General features: G+C 52.0%; 13 protein-coding genes, 2 tRNA genes, 3 rRNA genes, 1 pseudogene and 1 riboswitch. Of the genes and pseudogenes, 11 read left to right on the forward strand and 8 right to left on the reverse strand.

Going from position 1 to position 19,751, the window contains the following annotated elements; genetic code table 11:
- Position 1 precedes the first annotated feature (1 nt).
- The 3 genes from thiE to rsd all read right to left on the reverse strand — a co-directional run bounded on the left by thiE (position 2) and on the right by rsd (position 3,456).
- Positions 2–652, reverse strand: coding sequence for a thiamine phosphate synthase (gene thiE, locus BIY29_RS02205; protein WP_121573376.1), 651 nt, complete (start codon positions 650–652; stop codon positions 2–4).
- Entirely contained in the window at positions 649–2,598 is a 1,950-nt protein-coding gene (thiC, locus tag BIY29_RS02210) for a phosphomethylpyrimidine synthase ThiC (RefSeq protein ID WP_121573378.1), read from the reverse strand. Before thiC ends, thiE begins: the two co-directional genes overlap by 4 nt.
- A 115-nt stretch (positions 2,599–2,713) precedes the next feature.
- A riboswitch (TPP riboswitch) is annotated at positions 2,714–2,855 on the reverse strand.
- Between the two features lie 139 nt (positions 2,856–2,994).
- Positions 2,995–3,456: a sigma D regulator gene (gene rsd / locus BIY29_RS02215; RefSeq protein ID WP_121573380.1), complete on the reverse strand. Its 462-nt coding sequence runs from the start codon at positions 3,454–3,456 to the stop codon at positions 2,995–2,997.
- Between the two features lie 103 nt (positions 3,457–3,559).
- Between rsd and nudC the strand changes: the two genes are divergently transcribed.
- The 6 genes from nudC to BIY29_RS02245 all read left to right on the forward strand — a co-directional run bounded on the left by nudC (position 3,560) and on the right by BIY29_RS02245 (position 7,991).
- Complete coding sequence (nudC, locus tag BIY29_RS02220; protein WP_121573381.1) at positions 3,560–4,390, forward strand: NAD(+) diphosphatase; 831 nt, start codon at positions 3,560–3,562, stop codon at positions 4,388–4,390.
- Positions 4,391–4,401: 11 nt separating this feature from the next.
- Complete coding sequence (gene hemE, locus BIY29_RS02225) at positions 4,402–5,466, forward strand: uroporphyrinogen decarboxylase (protein WP_121573383.1); 1,065 nt, start codon at positions 4,402–4,404, stop codon at positions 5,464–5,466.
- 7 nt (positions 5,467–5,473) lie between these two features.
- Complete coding sequence (gene nfi / locus BIY29_RS02230; protein ID WP_121573385.1) at positions 5,474–6,148, forward strand: deoxyribonuclease V; 675 nt, start codon at positions 5,474–5,476, stop codon at positions 6,146–6,148.
- A 91-nt stretch (positions 6,149–6,239) separates the two neighbouring features.
- Positions 6,240–6,830, forward strand: coding sequence for a YjaG family protein (locus BIY29_RS02235; RefSeq protein ID WP_121573387.1), 591 nt, complete (start codon positions 6,240–6,242; stop codon positions 6,828–6,830).
- A 186-nt stretch (positions 6,831–7,016) separates the two neighbouring features.
- The gene (gene hupA, locus BIY29_RS02240; protein WP_009114799.1) at positions 7,017–7,289 is read left to right on the forward strand and encodes a nucleoid-associated protein HU-alpha; all 273 of its coding nucleotides are present in this window, start codon (positions 7,017–7,019) and stop codon (positions 7,287–7,289) included.
- A gap of 3 nt (positions 7,290–7,292) precedes the next feature.
- Complete coding sequence (locus tag BIY29_RS02245) at positions 7,293–7,991, forward strand: DUF1481 domain-containing protein (protein ID WP_121573389.1); 699 nt, start codon at positions 7,293–7,295, stop codon at positions 7,989–7,991.
- Between the two features lie 101 nt (positions 7,992–8,092).
- Here the strand turns inward: BIY29_RS02245 and purD are convergent, their stop codons facing one another.
- Complete coding sequence (purD, locus tag BIY29_RS02250) at positions 8,093–9,379, reverse strand: phosphoribosylamine--glycine ligase (protein ID WP_121573391.1); 1,287 nt, start codon at positions 9,377–9,379, stop codon at positions 8,093–8,095.
- Positions 9,380–9,396: 17 nt separating this feature from the next.
- Entirely contained in the window at positions 9,397–10,986 is a 1,590-nt protein-coding gene (gene purH, locus BIY29_RS02255; protein WP_121573393.1) for a bifunctional phosphoribosylaminoimidazolecarboxamide formyltransferase/IMP cyclohydrolase, read from the reverse strand.
- Between the two features lie 603 nt (positions 10,987–11,589).
- Between purH and BIY29_RS02265 the strand changes: the two genes are divergently transcribed.
- The 5 genes from BIY29_RS02265 (at position 11,590) to rrf (ending at position 17,250) form a co-directional block, all read left to right on the forward strand.
- Positions 11,590–13,132 (forward strand): 16S ribosomal RNA (locus tag BIY29_RS02265).
- A gap of 74 nt (positions 13,133–13,206) precedes the next feature.
- Positions 13,207–13,283 (forward strand) — tRNA-Ile (locus BIY29_RS02270).
- Between the two features lie 122 nt (positions 13,284–13,405).
- Positions 13,406–13,481: transfer RNA gene (locus tag BIY29_RS02275), tRNA-Ala, on the forward strand.
- Between the two features lie 320 nt (positions 13,482–13,801).
- Positions 13,802–16,947: ribosomal RNA gene (locus BIY29_RS02280) — 23S ribosomal RNA — on the forward strand.
- Positions 16,948–17,134: 187 nt separating this feature from the next.
- Positions 17,135–17,250, forward strand: a 5S ribosomal RNA gene (rrf, locus tag BIY29_RS02285).
- Together the 16S, 23S and 5S rRNA genes with 2 tRNA genes alongside form the textbook arrangement of a ribosomal RNA operon.
- Positions 17,251–17,376: 126 nt before the next feature.
- On the opposite strand, the gene argD is transcribed toward rrf, so the two are convergent.
- From argD to BIY29_RS02300, 3 genes and pseudogenes are all read right to left on the reverse strand, one after another.
- A complete protein-coding gene (gene argD, locus BIY29_RS02290; protein WP_121573396.1) occupies positions 17,377–18,603 on the reverse strand; it encodes a bifunctional acetylornithine/succinyldiaminopimelate transaminase in 1,227 nt (408 codons plus the stop codon).
- 119 nt (positions 18,604–18,722) lie between these two features.
- A complete protein-coding gene (locus BIY29_RS02295; protein WP_121573398.1) occupies positions 18,723–19,298 on the reverse strand; it encodes an aminodeoxychorismate synthase component II in 576 nt (191 codons plus the stop codon).
- Between the two features lie 222 nt (positions 19,299–19,520).
- Positions 19,521–19,727: pseudogene (locus BIY29_RS02300) on the reverse strand (cysteine ABC transporter permease); the annotation flags it as partial.
- Positions 19,728–19,751 lie beyond the last annotated feature (24 nt).

Raw genomic sequence — 19,751 nt, forward strand, 5'->3', positions numbered from 1 at the left:
ATTACACCTCCCGCCCTTCGATCATGGAAAGCAATCCCGCAGTGGCCTGGCGCCAGTCGGTGGCGTGGGTGATGGCGCTGACCACCGCAATACTGCCCACCCCGGTGGCTAACACCGCCGGAACCCGATCCATGCTGATACCGCCGATGGCGACGGTAGGGAAACGATCCGCAAGCGTGGCAATGTGCCGCGTGAGTTCGGCAATCCCTTGCGGCGCGGAAGGCATGGCTTTAGTTTGAGTGGGAAAGATATGCCCTAATGCGATGTAAGAGGGATGTATGGCAATCGCACGAGCCAGTTCACGGTCATCGTGGGTGGATACGCCAAGACGTAGCCCGGCCTGCCGAATAGCGGCGAGATCGGCGGTGTCCAGATCCTCCTGACCGAGATGAACGCCATAGGCCTGATGCTTCACGGCTAATGACCAGTAGTCATTGATAAACAGCCGCGCCTGATAATGGCGGCCCAGAGCGATAGCCCGGATAATATCTTTTTCAACCTGTTCATCAGGCAGATCTTTAATGCGCAGTTGGATCGTTTTGACGCCGACGCCGAGCAGACGGTCAATCCACTCCACGCTGTCTACTACGGGATAGAGTCCGAGCCGATGCGCAGTGGGGGCAAAAGGCTCGGTTACCTGGGGCGAGGTCATTTATTCTCCTCCGTTTGCAGACTGGCGGCGCTGTGGTACAACTCGCCGCCGCGTGAGCGAAACGCCTCTGACATTTGCGCCATGCCCACTTCGATGGGTTTCGTTTCGGCTTCCTGTTTTGCCGCATAGTCACGCACTTCCTGCGAAATTTTCATTGAGCAGAATTTCGGCCCGCACATGGAACAGAAATGGGCCACTTTACCGGACTCCTGCGGCAGCGTTTCATCGTGGTAGGCACGAGCCGTTTGTGGATCGAGCGCCAGATTAAACTGATCTTCCCAGCGGAATTCGAAGCGCGCTTTTGACATGGCGTTATCGCGGATCTGCGCGCCGGGGTGGCCTTTCGCCAGATCGGCAGCGTGGGCGGCGATTTTGTAGGTGATCAGACCTTGCTTGACGTCCTCTTTATTGGGCAGGCCGAGGTGCTCTTTGGGGGTGACGTAGCAGAGCATGGCGCAGCCGAACCAGCCAATCATCGCCGCACCGATACCGGAGGTAAAGTGATCGTAACCGGGGGCGATGTCGGTGGTCAGCGGGCCAAGCGTATAGAATGGCGCTTCGTGGCAGTGTTCCAGCTCTTCGGTCATATTGCGGCGGATCATCTGCATCGGCACATGTCCGGGACCTTCAATCATCACCTGTACGTCGTATTCCCAGGCAATTTTGGTCAGCTCACCCAGCGTATGCAACTCGGCAAACTGCGCTTCATCGTTGGCGTCCTGAATGGAACCAGGACGTAAGCCGTCGCCTAACGACAGGGCAACGTCATAGGCGGCGCAGATTTCGCAGATTTCGCGGAAATGCTGGTACAGGAAGCTCTCCTGGTGATGCGACAGGCACCACTTCGCCATAATAGAACCGCCACGCGACACAATGCCGGTCAGCCGTTTGGCGGTCATGGGAACGTAACGCAGTAGTACGCCAGCGTGGATGGTGAAATAGTCGACGCCTTGTTCAGCCTGTTCCAGCAGCGTGTCGCGGAACATTTCCCAGTTCAGGTTTTCCGCCACGCCGTTAACTTTTTCCAGCGCCTGATAGATGGGCACCGTGCCAATCGGCACCGGGCTGTTTCGCAGGATCCACTCACGAGTTTCATGGATATAACGCCCGGTTGAGAGGTCCATCACGGTATCCGCCCCCCAGCGGGTGGACCACACCAGCTTTTCCACTTCTTCTTCAATAGAGGAGGTGACGGCGGAGTTACCGATATTAGCATTCACCTTCACCAGGAAGTTGCGGCCGATAATCATCGGTTCGGATTCGGGGTGATTGATGTTGGACGGGATGATGGCGCGCCCGGCGGCCACTTCCTGACGTACAAACTCCGGGGTGATGTTTTCCGGCAAATGCGCGCCAAATCCCTCACCGGGATGCTGTTGGCGTAATACCTCGCCACGGATACGCTCTCGCCCCATGTTTTCACGAATGGCGATAAATTCCATTTCCGGCGTGACGATGCCCTGACGGGCGTAATGCAGTTGGGTGACGCATTTCCCTGCTTTGGCACGACGAGGGCGGGGGAGATGTTCGAAACGAAGGTGGTCAAGGCCAGCATCCGCCAGACGCTGCTGCGTGAAGTCCGAACTGACTGCGGACAGGGCTTCCGTGTCGTTTCGTTCGGCGATCCAGCCCGCCCGCAGCCTGTCTAACCCGACGTGTACGTCCGGGCGTGCAGCCGGATCGCCGTATGGACCAGCGGTGTCATAAACCGGGATAGCTTCATTGGCGACATACAGAGGGTTATCTTTCTCGCCGCCGATTAACGTCGGACTAAGCTGGATTTCACGCATGGGGACGCGGATATCTTCACGCGAACCGGTGAGATAAATACGCCGGGAATTCGGGAACGCCGTACCCTGAAGCGTATCAATAAATTGTTGGGCGGCGGCCCGTTGCTCACGACGGCTGGACTTTTGCGGTTTTGGTGATGATTTTTCTGTAGACATAGCAAGTTCCTGTATGGCGTAAAGGGAAAATTGCTTGTCTGGAGCTCGGAGGGAGTAATAACGGATTTTAATGCCACAGAGCGATAAACGTATAGACAAAGTCTATGGTTCAGCCAGGCATATTACTCTTGTTCCCTTCGCAGGTATTAACCCGATCAGGTTCCGCGGATCCCGAATTAACGGTCTCAGCCTGTGCATTTTCTTTCTCATCAATAAATCAGAAAATAGAAACGCGCTAGGCACTCCGACAAGATAGCCCCAGTATTAGCAGGCTAATTACAACGATGACACTTTATGACGATGGTGCAGGCATGTCAAAGCAGGAAAGGGGTATCCGTGAAGGCAAATCGGTTGCTGAACGGTAACAATATGACTTTGCTGATAATAAAAAAGAGATTACTTATCAAAAATTAGCCGGATTACCTGATCTTCCAGCGAGAAACGTTCCGCCAGGTTTTCGCCCACGCTGGAAAGCGCCTGTTGGAATTCAATGCAGTTGTCATGATCGATAGTGGCCGCTAAGTAGCCGTCGTACGCCGCCATAATCTGCTGTGTGTTGTTTTTTAATGCCTGATCGAGCTGGCTGAAAAAAGCCTGCTTCTGTTCACTTAGGAGGGCTGATTCCCGCAACACGCGTTCGTACACGTGGAAATGGCCGATCGATAGGTAGTCAACCAGTTTTTGGCAAAAGCCATTCAATGCTTCTTCATCCAATAAAGAGTGCGTTTCCTTATTGGGCTTGATGCCAACCAGATGGTAGTAGGCAATCAGGAGTTGCTTACGCGCTTGTAGCCACTGGTCGATTAACGCATTATTGCCACCGACGAGTTCAGTCAGGCTTTGTAACTGGTTTAGCATTATTGACTCCGTAAATGGTAAAAATAACCGGTAATTATAAAAGTTATCTCATCACCCTGAATGGTAACATGCCAGTGAAGTGATAGAGGGGCAATAGAAAGATATGGAACGAACGCTAAAAGGTAACGAAACAGGATGGTGGGTCGTTAGTTACGCAAATCAAATATGGCTTCCGCAGGGTGAATTACCACAGGGAACGGCGGCAAATTGGTCGTTGCAGGGTGAGGTTGCCCGCCGAATCGGCGAATGGCAAGGACAATCAGTCTGGCTGGTTTGTCAGAATCGGGAAAGCGGTATGACATCTGTCCGCCAGCTCATCGATCAGGAAGCCGGTCTTTTTCAAATGGCGGGACGGGGCGTGCAACTGGCGGAGTTTTACCGCGCCCACCGATTGTGCGGTTACTGCGGCCATGAAATGGTACGAAGTAAAACCGAACTGGCCTGCCTGTGCCACCACTGTAAGGAGCGTTATTATCCCCAGATCGCGCCCTGTATTATCGTCGCGATCCGACGAGGTGATGAAATCCTGCTGGCACAGCACAATCGCCACCGCGGAAATATGTATACGGTACTGGCGGGGTTTGTTGAAGTGGGCGAAACACTGGAACAGACGGTAGCCCGTGAGGTGATGGAAGAAAGCTGTATTCAGATTAATAATCTGCGTTATATCAGTTCTCAGCCCTGGCCTTTTCCGCACTCGCTGATGATGGCCTTTATGGCAGACTATGCGGGGGGCGAGGTTAAGCACGATCCGGCAGAGCTACGCCACGCTGGCTGGTTCCGCTATGACCAGCTTCCTATTTTACCGCCGCCTGGCACGGTGGCCCGCCGTTTGATTGAGGATACGGTTGTGCTTTGCCGCGCTTATCATGAGAACGGTAACCATCATGTTACAATTGACCGCGATAACCGTATGAATCGGGATGACGACTAAAGGAAAACAGCATGACTGATCTGAAAAACGATCGCTATTTACGGGCTTTATTACGCCAGCCTGTTGATGTGACGCCAGTGTGGATGATGCGTCAGGCAGGGCGCTATTTGCCTGAATACAGGGCAACCCGCGCTCAGGCGGGCGATTTTATGTCGCTGTGTAAAAACGCGGAATTGGCCTGTGAAGTAACGTTACAACCGTTGCGGCGCTACGATCTTGATGCGGCGATCCTGTTTTCAGATATCCTGACTATTCCTGATGCGATGGGACTGGGGTTGTACTTTGAAACGGGTGAAGGCCCGTGTTTTCAGTCTCCGGTTACCTGCCATGCCGACGTTGTGAAATTACCGATTCCCGATCCGGAGCAGGAACTGGGCTATGTCATGAACGCGGTACGCACTATCCGCAAAAGTCTTGCTGGCGCAGTACCGCTGATTGGATTTTCCGGCAGTCCCTGGACGCTGGCGACATACATGGTTGAAGGTGGAAGCAGCAAGGCATTCACCATCATTAAAAAGATGATGTTTGCGCAACCGAAAACGCTGCACTTGCTATTGGATAAGCTGGCAGACAGCGTCATCCTCTACCTGAACGCGCAGATCCGCGCTGGCGCTCAGGCGGTCATGATATTTGATACCTGGGGCGGCGTGCTGAGTGGCCGCGATTATCGCGAGTTTTCCCTGCATTACCTGCACAAAATCGTTAATGGTCTACAGCGCGAGAGCGAAAGCCGCCGCGTGCCTGTCACCTTGTTCACTAAAGGCGGGGGGCAGTGGCTTGAAGCGATGGCGGAAACCGGCTGTGATGCGCTGGGACTCGACTGGACGACCGACATTGCTGATGCCCGCCGCCGCGTCGGCGACAAAGTCGCGTTGCAGGGCAATATGGACCCTTCCATGTTATATGCTCAACCTGCGCGTATTGAGCAGGAAGTTGGAACGATTCTGGCGGGATTCGGCCACGGCCACGGTCATGTGTTCAATCTGGGGCACGGCATTCATCAGGATGTGCCGCCCGAACATGCTGGCGTCTTTGTTGAGGCGGTGCATAAGTTATCTCGTGTATACCATCAATAGGGGGCGTGTGATTGATACCCAACTGTTGCGTACCGAACAACTAACGCACGCGGCGGAAATTATTCGCTATGACGATCTTCCGTTTGACCAGCCGGCGTTGATTGCTGGCGCCGACGTAGGGTTTGAACAGGACGGAACGGTGACCCGTGCGGCCATTGCGGTGCTGCGATACCCGTCGCTGGAATTGGTCGAATACAAAATTGCCCGTGTCGGCACAACAATGCCGTACATTCCCGGCTTTCTGTCCTTTCGCGAATGCCCAGGCTTAATGGCCGCCTGGACACTGCTGGAGCAAAAACCGGATCTACTCTTTGTTGACGGACACGGCATTTCACATCCGCGTCGGCTTGGCGTGGCCAGCCATTTCGGTCTATTGGCGAATGTGCCGACGATTGGCGTGGCAAAAAGCCGCTTATGTGGGCATTTCGAGCTATTATCGAACGAGGTGGGCAGCCAGCAGCCGCTGCTGGATAAAAGCGAACAGATTGGCTGGGTATGGCGCAGCAAGGCGCGTTGCAACCCCCTGTTTGTGGCGACCGGTCACCGTGTTAGTCTGGATAGCGCTTTGCTGTGGGTGAAACGTTGTATGCGTGGCTACCGCCTGCCGGAACCCACTCGCTGGGCTGATGCGGTGGCGTCCGATCGGCCCGCGTTTCAGCGCTGGCAGCAACAAATTTTGTGAGCGATCTCGTCAAAACTTTTAGGAATTCAGGCATAGGGCGCGGTGGTAATTTCAGGTACACTGCCGTCCATTGCCTCTAATGAGCATAAAAATGTTACGTAACCCAATTCATTTGCGTTTGGAAAAGCTCGGAAGCTGGCAACATGTCACATTTATGGCATGCCTTTGCGAACGCATGTATCCTAATTACCATGAATTTTGTCAGCAAACCGGGTTTGGTGAGGCTATGGTTTACCGCCGCATTCTCGATCTGGTTTGGGAAACGTTGGTGGTTAAAGATGCCAAAGTTAATTTTGATAGCCAATTGGAAAAATTAGAAGAGGCGATTCCGGCATCTGATGACTATGATATTTATGGTGTCTACCCGGCAATTGATGCTTGCATCGCCTTGGGTGAGCTGGTTCATTCCCGGTTAAGTGGTGAAACGCTGGAACATGCGATCGCCATCAGCGAGACGTCGATCCGCACGGTGGCCATGCTGGAAATGACGCAGGCCGGTAAAGAAATGACCGATGACGAATTGAAAGTGCTGCCTGCAATTGAAGACGAGTGGGATATCCAATGGGAGATTTTCCGCCTGCTGGCTGCCTGCGAAGAGCGTGATATCGAACTGATAAAGGGGCTCCGCGCCGATCTGCGTGAAGCTGCCAGCAGCAACATTGGTGTAAATTTAAGCCAATAACACGATAAAACGTGATTTAACGCCTGAAATGGTATGTCTTAATACTTCACATTCGCACCCTGTCTGGTCTACATTTGGGGGGCGTAATAAAAGTGGCTGTCGGTGCGTGTATGCAGGAGAGTGCTTTCATGGCATATCCGTCGCACTCGATCTTAGCAAGCGATAAACACACTGTAAGGATAACTTATGAATAAGACTCAACTGATTGATGTAATTGCAGACAAAGCTGATCTTTCCAAAGTACAGGCGAAAGCAGCACTGGAATCAACTCTGGCGGCAATTACTGAGTCTCTGAAAGAAGGTGATGCAGTACAATTAGTTGGTTTTGGCACGTTTAAAGTAAATCATCGTAACGAGCGCACTGGCCGCAACCCGCAAACTGGTAAAGAAATCAAAATTGCTGCCGCCAACGTGCCAGCGTTTGTATCTGGCAAGGCTCTGAAAGACGCTGTTAAATAAGCCATGCCGGTTAAGCATTTAAGCAGGGGGGCGATTTCGCCCCTTTTGCTTTTATTACGCCGGTTCAGCATCGGCGCCGCGATATTGTTGACTGTCGCCTGTAGTAGCCATACTCCGCCCCCGTCAGTCTTTGCCAGCGGCTATATTTCCGATCGTGGCGTGGTTCGTCTATGGCGTAAAGATGACTCTCAGCACAATATCATCAGGCTTATCGTGGTTTATAACCCGCTTCAGGGCGATGATACGGTAGTATCCCGCTATCTGTATCAGCAGGGTAACTTACGTGAAATAAAGAGATCCCTGGAAACGCAGAAAGATGATATTGAGATACGTTTTACGGAAAAAGGAACAGTCAGCTTTATGCAACGTCAGTTGGCAGAGCGACGGGAGTCCATCTCCGATGAAGATCTCACGCTCTATCAGTGGGATGCCAAACGCTTACTGGAGCTCAGTGAGGTGCTTCAGGCCGGTAAGGTCATTTTGAAACAAGGAACATGGCAGAACGGACAAGTGGTCACTTGTGCCGGGCAATGGGTACGCCCCTACTTCGACAGTCTCTCAATGGGATGGATAGTTCAACGTCGACAACAGTTAATCGGCACGCTGAGTATTGCGTGGCTGGAGGCGCCAGAGGGCACGCAGTTGCTGCTGGCCGATCAGGGGAGCTTCTGCCGATGGGAGATGGAGGCAGAGAGTCTGTAATAGAATGCCATCTTGAACACCCGCCAATAATGCATCGGTTAAATCATAAAATAAAAACGCGAAGCGTAAAAAACCCGGATTGCTCCGGGCTTCTCAGTTTGTCAGGCCTGTTCCCGCTCAATGGCGCGATAGCCGATATCTTTACGGCAGAAACACCCCTGCCAATGGATTCCGCTCGCCAGTTCATATGCGCGTTTCTGCGCATCGGCTACTGTGTCTCCTAATGCTGTTACGCATAATACGCGCCCGCCGTTGGTGACGACGTTTGCGCCATCCAGTTTTGTGCCAGCATGAAAGACTTTACCATCTTCAGAATCTTGCGGCGGTAAGCCAGAAATTACTTCTCCATTATGATAGTCGCCTGGATATCCGCCCGCCGCCAGCACCACGCCCAATGAAGGGCGCTCATCCCAGGCGGAGTCTTTTTCATCGAGCTTGCCGTCGCAGGCGGCGAGGCATAGCTCAACCAGATCGGAACGCAAACGCAGCATGATGGGTTGTGTTTCCGGGTCACCAAAACGGCAGTTAAATTCAATCACTTTCGGTTGACCATCGGCGGAAATCATTAGTCCGGCATACAGGAAACCCGTATAGATATTTCCTTCAGCCGCCATGCCGCTCACCGTTGGCCAGATGACCTGATCCATCACACGCTGGTGAATTTCATCTGTCACCACCGGCGCAGGGGAATAAGCGCCCATACCGCCGGTATTCGGGCCGGTGTCTTTGTCACCAACCCGTTTATGATCCTGGCTGGTTGCCATCGGCAGCACATGTTCGCCGTCAACCATCACAATAAAGCTGGCTTCTTCGCCATCAAGGAATTCCTCGATCACAATGCGATGCCCTGCGTCACCAAACGCATTACCTGCCAGCATATCCTGAATAGCGTTTTCGGCTTCTTCCAGCGTCATGGCAACGATAACACCTTTACCTGCCGCCAGACCGTCAGCCTTAATCACGATCGGCGCACCTTTACTACGAACATAGGCCAGCGCAGGCTCGACTTCGGTAAAATTCTGGTATTCCGCAGTTGGGATGCGGTGACGGGCGAGGAAATCCTTGGTGAAGGCTTTAGAACCTTCCAATTGTGCGGCGGCCTGCGTTGGGCCAAAGATATTCAGGCCAGCGGTGCGGAACGCATCGACCACGCCAATGACCAGGGGGGCTTCAGGACCCACGATGGTTAAGCCAATCTGATTCTGCTGCGCAAAATTGACCAGCGCGGGAATGTCGGTGGCAGCGATATCGACATTGCTCAATCCCGGCTCCAACGCCGTGCCAGCATTTCCCGGCGCGACATAAACGATATCCGTCAGCGGTGATTGAGCGGCTTTCCAGGCCAGCGCATGTTCGCGTCCGCCGTTGCCAATGATTAAAATGTTCATATTAGTCAGATCCTGAATTAATGGCGGAAATGGCGCATATCGGTAAAGATCATCGCAATGCCGTGTTCGTTGGCGGCGGCAATGACTTCATCGTCACGGATAGAACCACCCGGCTGGATGACACAGGTGATGCCCACGGCGGCAGCGGCATCAATGCCGTCACGGAATGGGAAGAAAGCGTCGGAAGCCATAGCGGAACCTCTCACTTCCAGCCCTTCATCACTGGCCTTGATACCCGCAATCTTGGCGGAATAAACCCGGCTCATCTGGCCCGCGCCTATACCAATTGTCATGTTGTCACGGGCATAGACAATCGCGTTGGATTTGACGAATTTGGCGACTTTCCAGCAGAAGAGCGCATCGCGCAATTCCTGTTCGCTGGGTTGACGCCTGGTCACCACACGCAGTTGAGAGGCGTTGACCATACCCAGATCGCGATCCTGTACCAGCAGACCGCCATTCACACGTTTGAAATCCAGGCCTGGCAGACGCTGTTGCCATTCTCCGCAGATTAATACGCGAATGTTCTGTTTGGCTGCGGTAACTTTCAGTGCGGCTTCGCTGGCTGATGGAGCAATAATTACCTCAACAAATTGGCGACTGATGATGGCCTGTGCTGTTTGTTCGTCTAACTCACGGTTAAAGGCAATAATGCCGCCAAAAGCAGAGGTAGGATCAGTTTTGTAGGCCCGTTCATAGGCATCAAGAATCGAACTACCGATAGCCACGCCGCATGGGTTGGCATGTTTGACGATCACGCAGGCGGCTTCGGTGAATTCCTTGACGCACTCCAACGCCGCATCCGTGTCGGCGATATTATTGTAGGATAGGGCTTTGCCCTGCAATTGTTGAGATGTTGCAACAGAAGCTTCCGTCACATTCTCTTCTATATAGAAGGCAGCCTGCTGGTGGCTGTTTTCACCGTAGCGCATGTCTTGCTTCTTGATGTAATTCAGATTCAGCGTGCGTGGAAAATGGCCTGACGGTTTATCTGTCTCACCATGATAGGCCGGAACCAATGCGCCGAAATAGTTGGCGATCATGCTGTCGTAAGCCGCAGTGTGTTCGAATGCTTTGATAGCCAGATCAAAACGGGTTTTATAAGTCAGGGAGCCGTCGTTGGCGTCAATTTCATTAATGATGGTGTGGTAATCACTGTTTTTGACCACGATAGCGACATCTTTATGGTTCTTGGCGGCGGAACGAACCATGGTTGGGCCACCGATATCAATATTTTCGACGGCATCTTCCAGCGTACAATTTTCGCGGGCCACAGTCTGGGCAAAGGGATAAAGATTGACGATCACCATATCAATCGGTTTGATGTCATGTTGCGCCATGATAGCGTCATCCTGACCGCGACGTCCCAGAATGCCGCCATGAACTTTCGGGTGCAGGGTTTTAACTCGTCCATCCATCATTTCCGGGAAATCCGTGTAGTCAGAGACTTCTGTGACCGGCAGACCTGCATCGGCCAGCAGGCGCGCTGTACCCCCGGTGGAAAGAAGCTCAACCCCACGTTGAGACAAGGCTTGAGCAAAGTCGACAATGCCTGCTTTGTCGGAAACGCTGAGTAGAGCACGGCGAATAGGACGAGGTTGTTGCATGATGATGGTATCCCTTGGATTTGGGTAGTCAGTAAAGAACAGTACGTGAATATCGTCTTTTTCTTCCTATAAAACAGCGATTACAAGATAAAGAAAAATATTCAGTTAACGTCCACAGCAAGAGGGCGTATTTTTCGCGGAAGAATTGTAGCGAAAACGTTTGCGTGATGCTCGTCTAATTTCAGTTGGAACCTTATCTGTGGATAACTTTGTGTGAAAAAGGGTATAAGCTGGTGTTTTGCTGTGTATTGCAGCAAACGATGATTTTTATGCAAAATACCTATTGCGGCCTGCGCAGAAGTCCCTATAATGCGCCACCACTGACCCGGCAACGGCGCTTGCGCGGTTGTGATGGCAGCAGGAAGTCAGGCATTAATCACTTGACTTCACAGCGGAAATGCATAGACTATGCGGCCCGCGCCACAGCGTAATGTGGCACTGCTCTTTAACAATTTAATCAGACAATCTGTGTGGGCACTCACAAGACGGTATCGGCAAGCGATATAAAAAGTCTTGAAGAGTGACTGACAGTAAATTCATTACGAATAAACAGTTGATAATTCTTTGAGCACAGCTATTAAGTTAGCGAATCAAACAAATCTTAAATTGAAGAGTTTGATCATGGCTCAGATTGAACGCTGGCGGCAGGCCTAACACATGCAAGTCGGGCGGTAGCACAGGGGAGCTTGCTTCCTGGGTGACGAGCGGCGGACGGGTGAGTAAAGTCTGGGAAACTGCCTGATGGAGGGGGATAACTACTGGAAACGGTAGCTAATACCGCATAATGTCTTCGGACCAAAGTGGGGGACCTTAGGGCCTCACGCCATCGGATGTGCCCAGATGGGATTAGCTGGTAGGTGGGGTAAAGGCTCACCTAGGCGACGATCCCTAGCTGGTCTGAGAGGATGACCAGCCACACTGGAACTGAGACACGGTCCAGACTCCTACGGGAGGCAGCAGTGGGGAATATTGCACAATGGGGGAAACCCTGATGCAGCCATGCCGCGTGTGTGAAGAAGGCCTTAGGGTTGTAAAGCACTTTCAGCGGGGAGGAAGGCAATGAGCTTAATAAGCTTGTTGATTGACGTTACCCGCAGAAGAAGCACCGGCTAACTCCGTGCCAGCAGCCGCGGTAATACGGAGGGTGCAAGCGTTAATCGGAATGACTGGGCGTAAAGGGCACGCAGGCGGTTTGTTAAGTCAGATGTGAAATCCCCGGGCTTAACCTGGGAACTGCATTTGAAACTGGCAAGCTGGAGTCTTGTAGAGGGGGGTAGAATTCCAGGTGTAGCGGTGAAATGCGTAGAGATCTGGAGGAATACCGGTGGCGAAGGCGGCCCCCTGGACAAAGACTGACGCTGAGGTGCGAAAGCGTGGGGAGCAAACAGGATTAGATACCCTGGTAGTCCACGCTGTAAACGATGTCGACTTGAAGGTTGTGGCCTTGAGCCGTGGCTTTCGGAGCAAACGCGTTAAGTCGACCGCCTGGGGAGTACGGCCGCAAGGTTAAAACTCAAATGAATTGACGGGGGCCCGCACAAGCGGTGGAGCATGTGGTTTAATTCGATGCAACGCGAAGAACCTTACCTACTCTTGACATCCTCAGAAGAGACTGGAGACAGTTTTGTGCCTTCGGGAACTGAGAGACAGGTGCTGCATGGCTGTCGTCAGCTCGTGTTGTGAAATGTTGGGTTAAGTCCCGCAACGAGCGCAACCCTTATCCTTTGTTGCCAGCACGTAATGGTGGGAACTCAAAGGAGACTGCCGGTGATAAACCGGAGGAAGGTGGGGATGACGTCAAGTCATCATGGCCCTTACGAGTAGGGCTACACACGTGCTACAATGGCGCATACAAAGAGAAGCGAGCCTGCGAGGGTGAGCGGACCTCATAAAGTGCGTCGTAGTCCGGATTGGAGTCTGCAACTCGACTCCATGAAGTCGGAATCGCTAGTAATCGTGGATCAGAATGCCACGGTGAATACGTTCCCGGGCCTTGTACACACCGCCCGTCACACCATGGGAGTGGGTTGCAAAAGAAGTAGGTAGCTTAACCTCAGGGGGGGCGCTTACCACTTTGTGATTCATGACTGGGGTGAAGTCGTAACAAGGTAACCGTAGGGGAACCTGCGGTTGGATCACCTCCTTAGTAAAAGCCTGATACAGGCTGTGCAGTGTCCACAACAGATTGTCTGATGAAAATAACGAGCAGAAATACCTTATAGGCTTGTAGCTCAGGTGGTTAGAGCGCACCCCTGATAAGGGTGAGGTCGGTGGTTCAAGTCCACTCAGGCCTACCAAATTCTCTCCCATGCTGCGTTGTGAAATGCCTCGCATACTGCGGTATGCTTCGCCATTGCACGCCTTACCTGGAAAAGAATTAACTCTCTCACGAGTGGTACTGAAGGTATCTGTAAGTCATGGGGCTATAGCTCAGCTGGGAGAGCGCCTGCTTTGCACGCAGGAGGTCTGCGGTTCGATCCCGCATAGCTCCACCATTAAAAAAGACTTCAGAGTGTATTGGCGACAGTATGCTGCGAAGTATTTTGCTCTTTAACAATCTGGAACAAGCTGAAAATTGAAACGATACGGCTGAACATTATCTGCGAGGGTAGTGGTTTAGTTGTATCAGAGTCTCTCAAATAATCGCAGCGCGAAGTGAACATCGATGTTGTAGCGTGAGCGAGAAAGCATCCGGCAAGGCGTACCGCGCACAGCCACCGCAGTGGACTGAATGTCCATGAGGATGGCGAGCACGGAACAACGCAGCAGGGTGGTTTCGCAGCCACGCCAATAAAGAAACACCTTCGGGTTGTGAGGTTAAGCGACTAAGCGTACACGGTGGATGCCTAGGCAGTCAGAGGCGATGAAGGGCGTGCTAATCTGCGAAAAGCGTCGGCAAGGTGATATGAACCGTAATACCCGACGATACCCGAATGGGGAAACCCAGTGTGTTTCGACACACTATCGCAACATGAATACATAGTGTTGCGAGGCGAACCGGGGGAACTGAAACATCTCAGTACCCCGAGGAAAAGAAATCAACCGAGATTCCCCCAGTAGCGGCGAGCGAACGGGGAGTAGCCCAGAGTGTGAATCAGTTTGTGTGTCAGTGGAAGCGTCTGGAAAGTCGCACGACAGAGGGTGATAGTCCCGTACACGAAGACGCAGAGGCTGTGAGCTCGAAGAGTAGGGCGGGACACGAGATATCCTGTCTGAAGATGGGGGGACCATCCTCCAAGGCTAAATACTCCTGACTGACCGATAGTGAACCAGTACCGTGAGGGAAAGGCGAAAAGAACCCCGGCGAGGGGAGTGAAAGAGAACCTGAAACCGTGTACGTACAAGCAGTGGGAGCCCCACCACCAAAGCGTTTGCTGTAACGTGTTGACGGAGCGAAGCGACGTCAAACCGAATAAAACAGCAGTGCAGATATCGCAGGGCGCTTTGCACATCGTGCAAAGACAGGCGAGTTCGCGCAGCGAAAGCGAATGTTTTGGGGTGGGGTGACTGCGTACCTTTTGTATAATGGGTCAGCGACTTATATTCTGTAGCAAGGTTAACCGCATAGGGGAGCCGTAGGGAAACCGAGTCTTAACTGGGCGTCAAGTTGCAGGGTATAGACCCGAAACCCGGTGATCTAGCCATGGGCAGGTTGAAGGTTGGGTAACACTAACTGGAGGACCGAACCGACTAATGTTGAAAAATTAGCGGATGACTTGTGGCTGGGGGTGAAAGGCCAATCAAACCGGGAGATAGCTGGTTCTCCCCGAAAGCTATTTAGGTAGCGCCTCGTGAATTCATCTACGGGGGTAGAGCACTGTTTCGACTAGGGGGTCATCCCGACTTACCAACTCGATGCAAACTGCGAATACCGTAGAATGTTATCACGGGAGACACACGGCGGGTGCTAACGTCCGTCGTGAAGAGGGAAACAACCCAGACCGCCAGCTAAGGTCCCAAAGTCATGGTTAAGTGGGAAACGATGTGGGAAGGCCCAGACAGCCAGGATGTTGGCTTAGAAGCAGCCATCATTTAAAGAAAGCGTAATAGCTCACTGGTCGAGTCGGCCTGCGCGGAAGATGTAACGGGGCTAAACCATGCACCGAAGCTGCGGCAGCGAACGTATCACTTAAAACGCTTAACGTGACGGCGAAGCTGGCACGTTCAAGCCACACTAAACGTTGAGTCGGGCTGAGTGCCGACAGACGGCAAGGCGTTTTAAGGATACGTTCGTTGGGTAGGGGAGCGTTCTGTAAGCCGTTGAAGGTGGCCTGTGAGGGTTGCTGGAGGTATCAGAAGTGCGAATGCTGACATAAGTAACGATAATGCGGGTGAAAAACCCGCACGCCGGAAGACCAAGGTTTCCTGTCCAACGTTAATCGGGGCAGGGTGAGTCGACCCCTAAGGCGAGGCCGAAAGGCGTAGTCGATGGGAAACGGGTTAATATTCCCGTACTGGTTGTTACTGCGAAGGGGGGACGGAGAAAGCTAGGTTGGCCGGGCGACGGTCGTCCCGGTTTAAGCGTGAAGGTGGATGACTTTGGAAAATCCGGGTCATTGTTAACACTGAGGCGTGATGACGAGGCTCTACGGAGCTGAAGTAACCGATGCTACGCTTCCAGGAAAAGCCTCTAAGCACCAGGTAACAATCAATCGTACCCCAAACCGACACAGGTGGTCAGGTAGAGAATACTCAGGCGCTTGAGAGAACTCGGGTGAAGGAACTAGGCAAAATGGTGCCGTAACTTCGGGAGAAGGCACGCTGGGGTTGGTGAAGTCCCTTGCGGATGGAGCTGGACCCAGTCGCAGATACCAGCTGGCTGCAACTGTTTAATAAAAACACAGCACTGTGCAAACACGAAAGTGGACGTATACGGTGTGACGCCTGCCCGGTGCCGGAAGGTTAATTGATGGGGTTAAGCGCAAGCTGAAGCTCTTGATCGAAGCCCCGGTAAACGGCGGCCGTAACTATAACGGTCCTAAGGTAGCGAAATTCCTTGTCGGGTAAGTTCCGACCTGCACGAATGGCGTAATGATGGCCAGGCTGTCTCCACCCGAGACTCAGTGAAATTGAACTCGCTGTGAAGATGCAGTGTACCCGCGGCAAGACGGAAAGACCCCGTGAACCTTTACTATAGCTTGACACTGAACCTTGAGCCTTGATGTGTAGGATAGGTGGGAGGCATTGAAGCGTGGACGCCAGTCTGCGTGGAGCCGACCTTGAAATACCACCCTTTAATGTTTGATGTTCTAACGTGGGCCCCTGAGCGGGGTTGCGGACAGTGTCTGGTGGGTAGTTTGACTGGGGCGGTCTCCTCCCAAAGAGTAACGGAGGAGCACGAAGGTTAGCTAATCCTGGTCGGACATCAGGAGGTTAGTGCAAAGGCATAAGCTAGCTTGACTGCGAGAGTGACGGCTCGAGCAGGTGCGAAAGCAGGTCTTAGTGATCCGGTGGTTCTGCATGGAAGGGCCATCGCTCAACGGATAAAAGGTACTCCGGGGATAACAGGCTGATACCGCCCAAGAGTTCATATCGACGGCGGTGTTTGGCACCTCGATGTCGGCTCATCACATCCTGGGGCTGAAGTAGGTCCCAAGGGTATGGCTGTTCGCCATTTAAAGTGGTACGCGAGCTGGGTTTAGAACGTCGTGAGACAGTTCGGTCCCTATCTGCCGTGGGCGTTGGAAGATTGAGAGGGGTTGCTCCTAGTACGAGAGGACCGGAGTGAACGCACCGCTGGTGTACGGGTTGTGATGCCAATTGCATTGCCCGGTAGCTAAGTGCGGAAGAGATAACCGCTGAAAGCATCTAAGCGGGAAACTTGCCTCGAGATGAGTCTTCCCTGGGACAGAGTAGAGTCCCCTGAAGGGCCGTTGAAGACGACGACGTAGATAGGCTGGGTGTGTAAGCGTAGCGATACGTTGAGCTGACCAGTACTAATGACCCGAGAGGCTTAACCTTACAACACCGAAGGTGTTTTATTGAGACAAAATCGACGGTAACGATTTTGAGGAGTGCGGAGCGCTGGTCCCGAAGGGGAGGGTATCAGGATGATACGAATAGACTCAGAAGATATTCAGCTTGTTTTGAGATTGGTTCCGGTGGTTGCGCAAAAGAAAAGCGTAACGGTCGGGATGAAACAGATTTGCCTGGCGGCGATAGCGCGGTGGTCCCACCTGACCCCATGCCGAACTCAGCAGTGAAACGCCGTAGCGCCGATGGTAGTGTGGGGTCTCCCCATGTGAGAGTAGGGAACTGCCAGGCATCAAACGAAGTAGAAAGCCTCAGTCGCAAGACTGGGGCTTTTTGCATTCTGGTGAGGTGCTGCGATAGAGAAATATTAGCCAGACATTGAGGTGCCGTTCGTTGTAAAAGATAAAACCACGCTAATCAAATGGCGGCATTAACGATTTGTTCTACCGCCTTGGTAAACAGTTCCATTCCCTGCTCAATATCTTTAGGGTCAATGACCAGAGAAGGCACGAAACGAATCACATCCGGCCCCGCCATCAATATCATTACACCGTGTTCTGCCGCTGCGGCCAAAAAGTCGCGTGCCCGGCCATGCCATTGTGGATTAAGCTCTGCTCCCAGCAATAACCCCATACCACGGATCTGCTCAAAGATACCATACTGCTGGTTAATCTTTTCTAATGCTCTGACAAGCTGGTCGTGACGATCCTTTACGCCTGATAGCACTTCAGGTGTATTGATGGTATCCAGCGCCGCCTCCGCTACTGCACAGGCCAGTGGATTGCCACCATAAGTCGTGCCGTGTACGCCAACTGTCATTACTGAGGCAATCTCTTCCGTGGTGAGCATGGCGCTGATAGGGAATCCGCCACCTAATGCTTTGGCCGTTGTGAGAATGTCTGGCGTAATGCCGTAATGCATATAAGTAAACAGCTTGCCCGTACGACCCATCCCGCACTGTACTTCATCAAATACCAGCAGAGCTTTATACTGGTCGCACAGTTCACGTACGCCTTGTAGGAACTCCGGTGTTGCTGGCGTAATACCACCCTCTCCCTGAACGGGCTCCAGCACTACTGCGCAGGTATGGTCATCCATCACGGCTTTGACTGCCGCCAGGTCATTAAAAGGAACGTGTACGATATCGGCAGGTTTTGGCCCGAAACCATCAGCATATTTAGCCTGACCACCAACAGACACGGTAAACAGAGTACGTCCATGAAACGCGTTATAAAATGCAATGATTTTAGTTTTATATGGACTGTAACGTTTGATTGCGTAGTGGCGTGCCAGTTTGAAAGCCGCTTCGTTTGCCTCTGCACCTGAGTTAACAAAAAATACCCGGTCGGCAAAAGTTGCATTAATCAGTTTGCTGGCCAACCGCAACGCTGGCTCATTGGTAAAAATATTGCTGGTATGCCACAGCTTTTCTCCCTGCTGCTGTAAAGCGGCTACCAGAGCAGGATGACAATGGCCAAGTGCTGTAACCGCTATTCCACCAGAGAAATCAATGTATTCTCGTCCCTGTTGATCCCACACCCGGCTTCCTTTACCTCTTACCGGTACAAACTGTGCTGGTGCGTAAACCGGCAAAATAACTTTGTCGTGAGTTTCCCGAGTAACTGTTTTTTTATCTGTCGCCATTAGCTGCCATGCTCCGATACTAGCCACTTTAAAATGAAAATATAGTCAATAAATATGCATAAAAAATCAATTTAAGACAATGCTAAATGAGCCGGAAAGAAAAATAATTTTCTATCTGACTATATTTTAAGAAAATTATCTAAAAGCTGGTGTCCTTGCTGGCTGAGAATACTTTCCGGATGAAACTGAACACCTTCTAAGGGCAAGTACCGATGCCGAATACCCATGATTTCGTCACGTTCGCCGTTGCATTCACTCCAGGCCGTTACTTCAAAGCAGTCGGGGAGAGAAGCGGATTCAATCACCAGTGAATGATAGCGCGTCACTGTCAGCGGTTGGGTCAATCCGGTAAAGACACCTATATTGCTGTGCTGTATCACCGACGTTTTGCCGTGCATCACCTGTCGCGCCCGGACAATACGGGCGCCAAATGCTTGTCCTATTGCCTGATGCCCAAGACAAACGCCAAGAATTGGCAACCTGCCGGCAAAGTGGCGGATGGCCACCAGCGAAATGCCCGCTTCATCCGGCGTGCAGGGCCCAGGCGAGATAACTAACTGTGCTGGTGACAGCCGTTCAATATCTTCCAGTTCTAGTTCATCATTACGCTTCACCAGTACTTCAGCACCTAACTCACAAAAATACTGATACAGGTTGTAGGTAAAGGAGTCGTAGTTATCGATCAGTAACAACATGTATCACCCAATATTTTAATCTCCACTTTCACTGGCGATGAAAAACGCGCCTGTTATACCTTTACGCTCAACTATAACGGCACCGAGCTTCGCTACGCACCGTCGTGAATCACATAGTAAAGGTATGGCTGGTATCTTTAAACAGGACAACGCCATCTTCCGGCTGTAGATTTTCATCAGCAGGAAAATGAGCAGGCTGGTGCAATCATTATTGTATTGCACGATATGACGCTGGTAATATTTTTCGAGCCTCACCTGCAACTGGCTCAGTACTGTGCTGAACATCAGATAAATCAACGCAGTTTCAACATAAAGAATCAGTTGTTCGTAGGTGACAGACACAATGCGCAGCGCGGATAAAAACATTTCCAGAAACGTAATGACGGCCGCAAGTGATGTGTCTTTAATCAAAGAAATGAACGTATTGGATGACAGCAAGCCTGGCGGTTAAAG

It is taken from the genome of Brenneria alni, from assembly GCF_003666245.1.
GTDB lineage: Bacteria > Pseudomonadota > Gammaproteobacteria > Enterobacterales > Enterobacteriaceae > Brenneria > Brenneria alni.

Excerpts from the sequence above, each read along its gene's own strand:
- rsd (WP_121573380.1), bottom strand. The coding sequence starts at position 3,456 with ATGCTAAACCAGTTACAAAGCCTGACTGAACTCGTCGGTGGCAATAAT.
- thiE (WP_121573376.1), bottom strand. The coding sequence starts at position 652 with ATGACCTCGCCCCAGGTAACCGAGCCTTTTGCCCCCACTGCGCATCGG.
- BIY29_RS02245 (WP_121573389.1), top strand. The coding sequence starts at position 7,293 with ATGCCGGTTAAGCATTTAAGCAGGGGGGCGATTTCGCCCCTTTTGCTT.
- hemE (WP_121573383.1), top strand. The coding sequence starts at position 4,402 with ATGACTGATCTGAAAAACGATCGCTATTTACGGGCTTTATTACGCCAG.
- thiC (WP_121573378.1), bottom strand. The coding sequence starts at position 2,598 with ATGTCTACAGAAAAATCATCACCAAAACCGCAAAAGTCCAGCCGTCGT.
- BIY29_RS02235 (WP_121573387.1), top strand. The coding sequence starts at position 6,240 with ATGTTACGTAACCCAATTCATTTGCGTTTGGAAAAGCTCGGAAGCTGG.
- hupA (WP_009114799.1), top strand. The coding sequence starts at position 7,017 with ATGAATAAGACTCAACTGATTGATGTAATTGCAGACAAAGCTGATCTT.
- purH (WP_121573393.1), bottom strand. The coding sequence starts at position 10,986 with ATGCAACAACCTCGTCCTATTCGCCGTGCTCTACTCAGCGTTTCCGAC.
- argD (WP_121573396.1), bottom strand. The coding sequence starts at position 18,603 with ATGGCGACAGATAAAAAAACAGTTACTCGGGAAACTCACGACAAAGTT.
- purD (WP_121573391.1), bottom strand. The coding sequence starts at position 9,379 with ATGAACATTTTAATCATTGGCAACGGCGGACGCGAACATGCGCTGGCC.
- BIY29_RS02295 (WP_121573398.1), bottom strand. The coding sequence starts at position 19,298 with ATGTTGTTACTGATCGATAACTACGACTCCTTTACCTACAACCTGTAT.
- nudC (WP_121573381.1), top strand. The coding sequence starts at position 3,560 with ATGGAACGAACGCTAAAAGGTAACGAAACAGGATGGTGGGTCGTTAGT.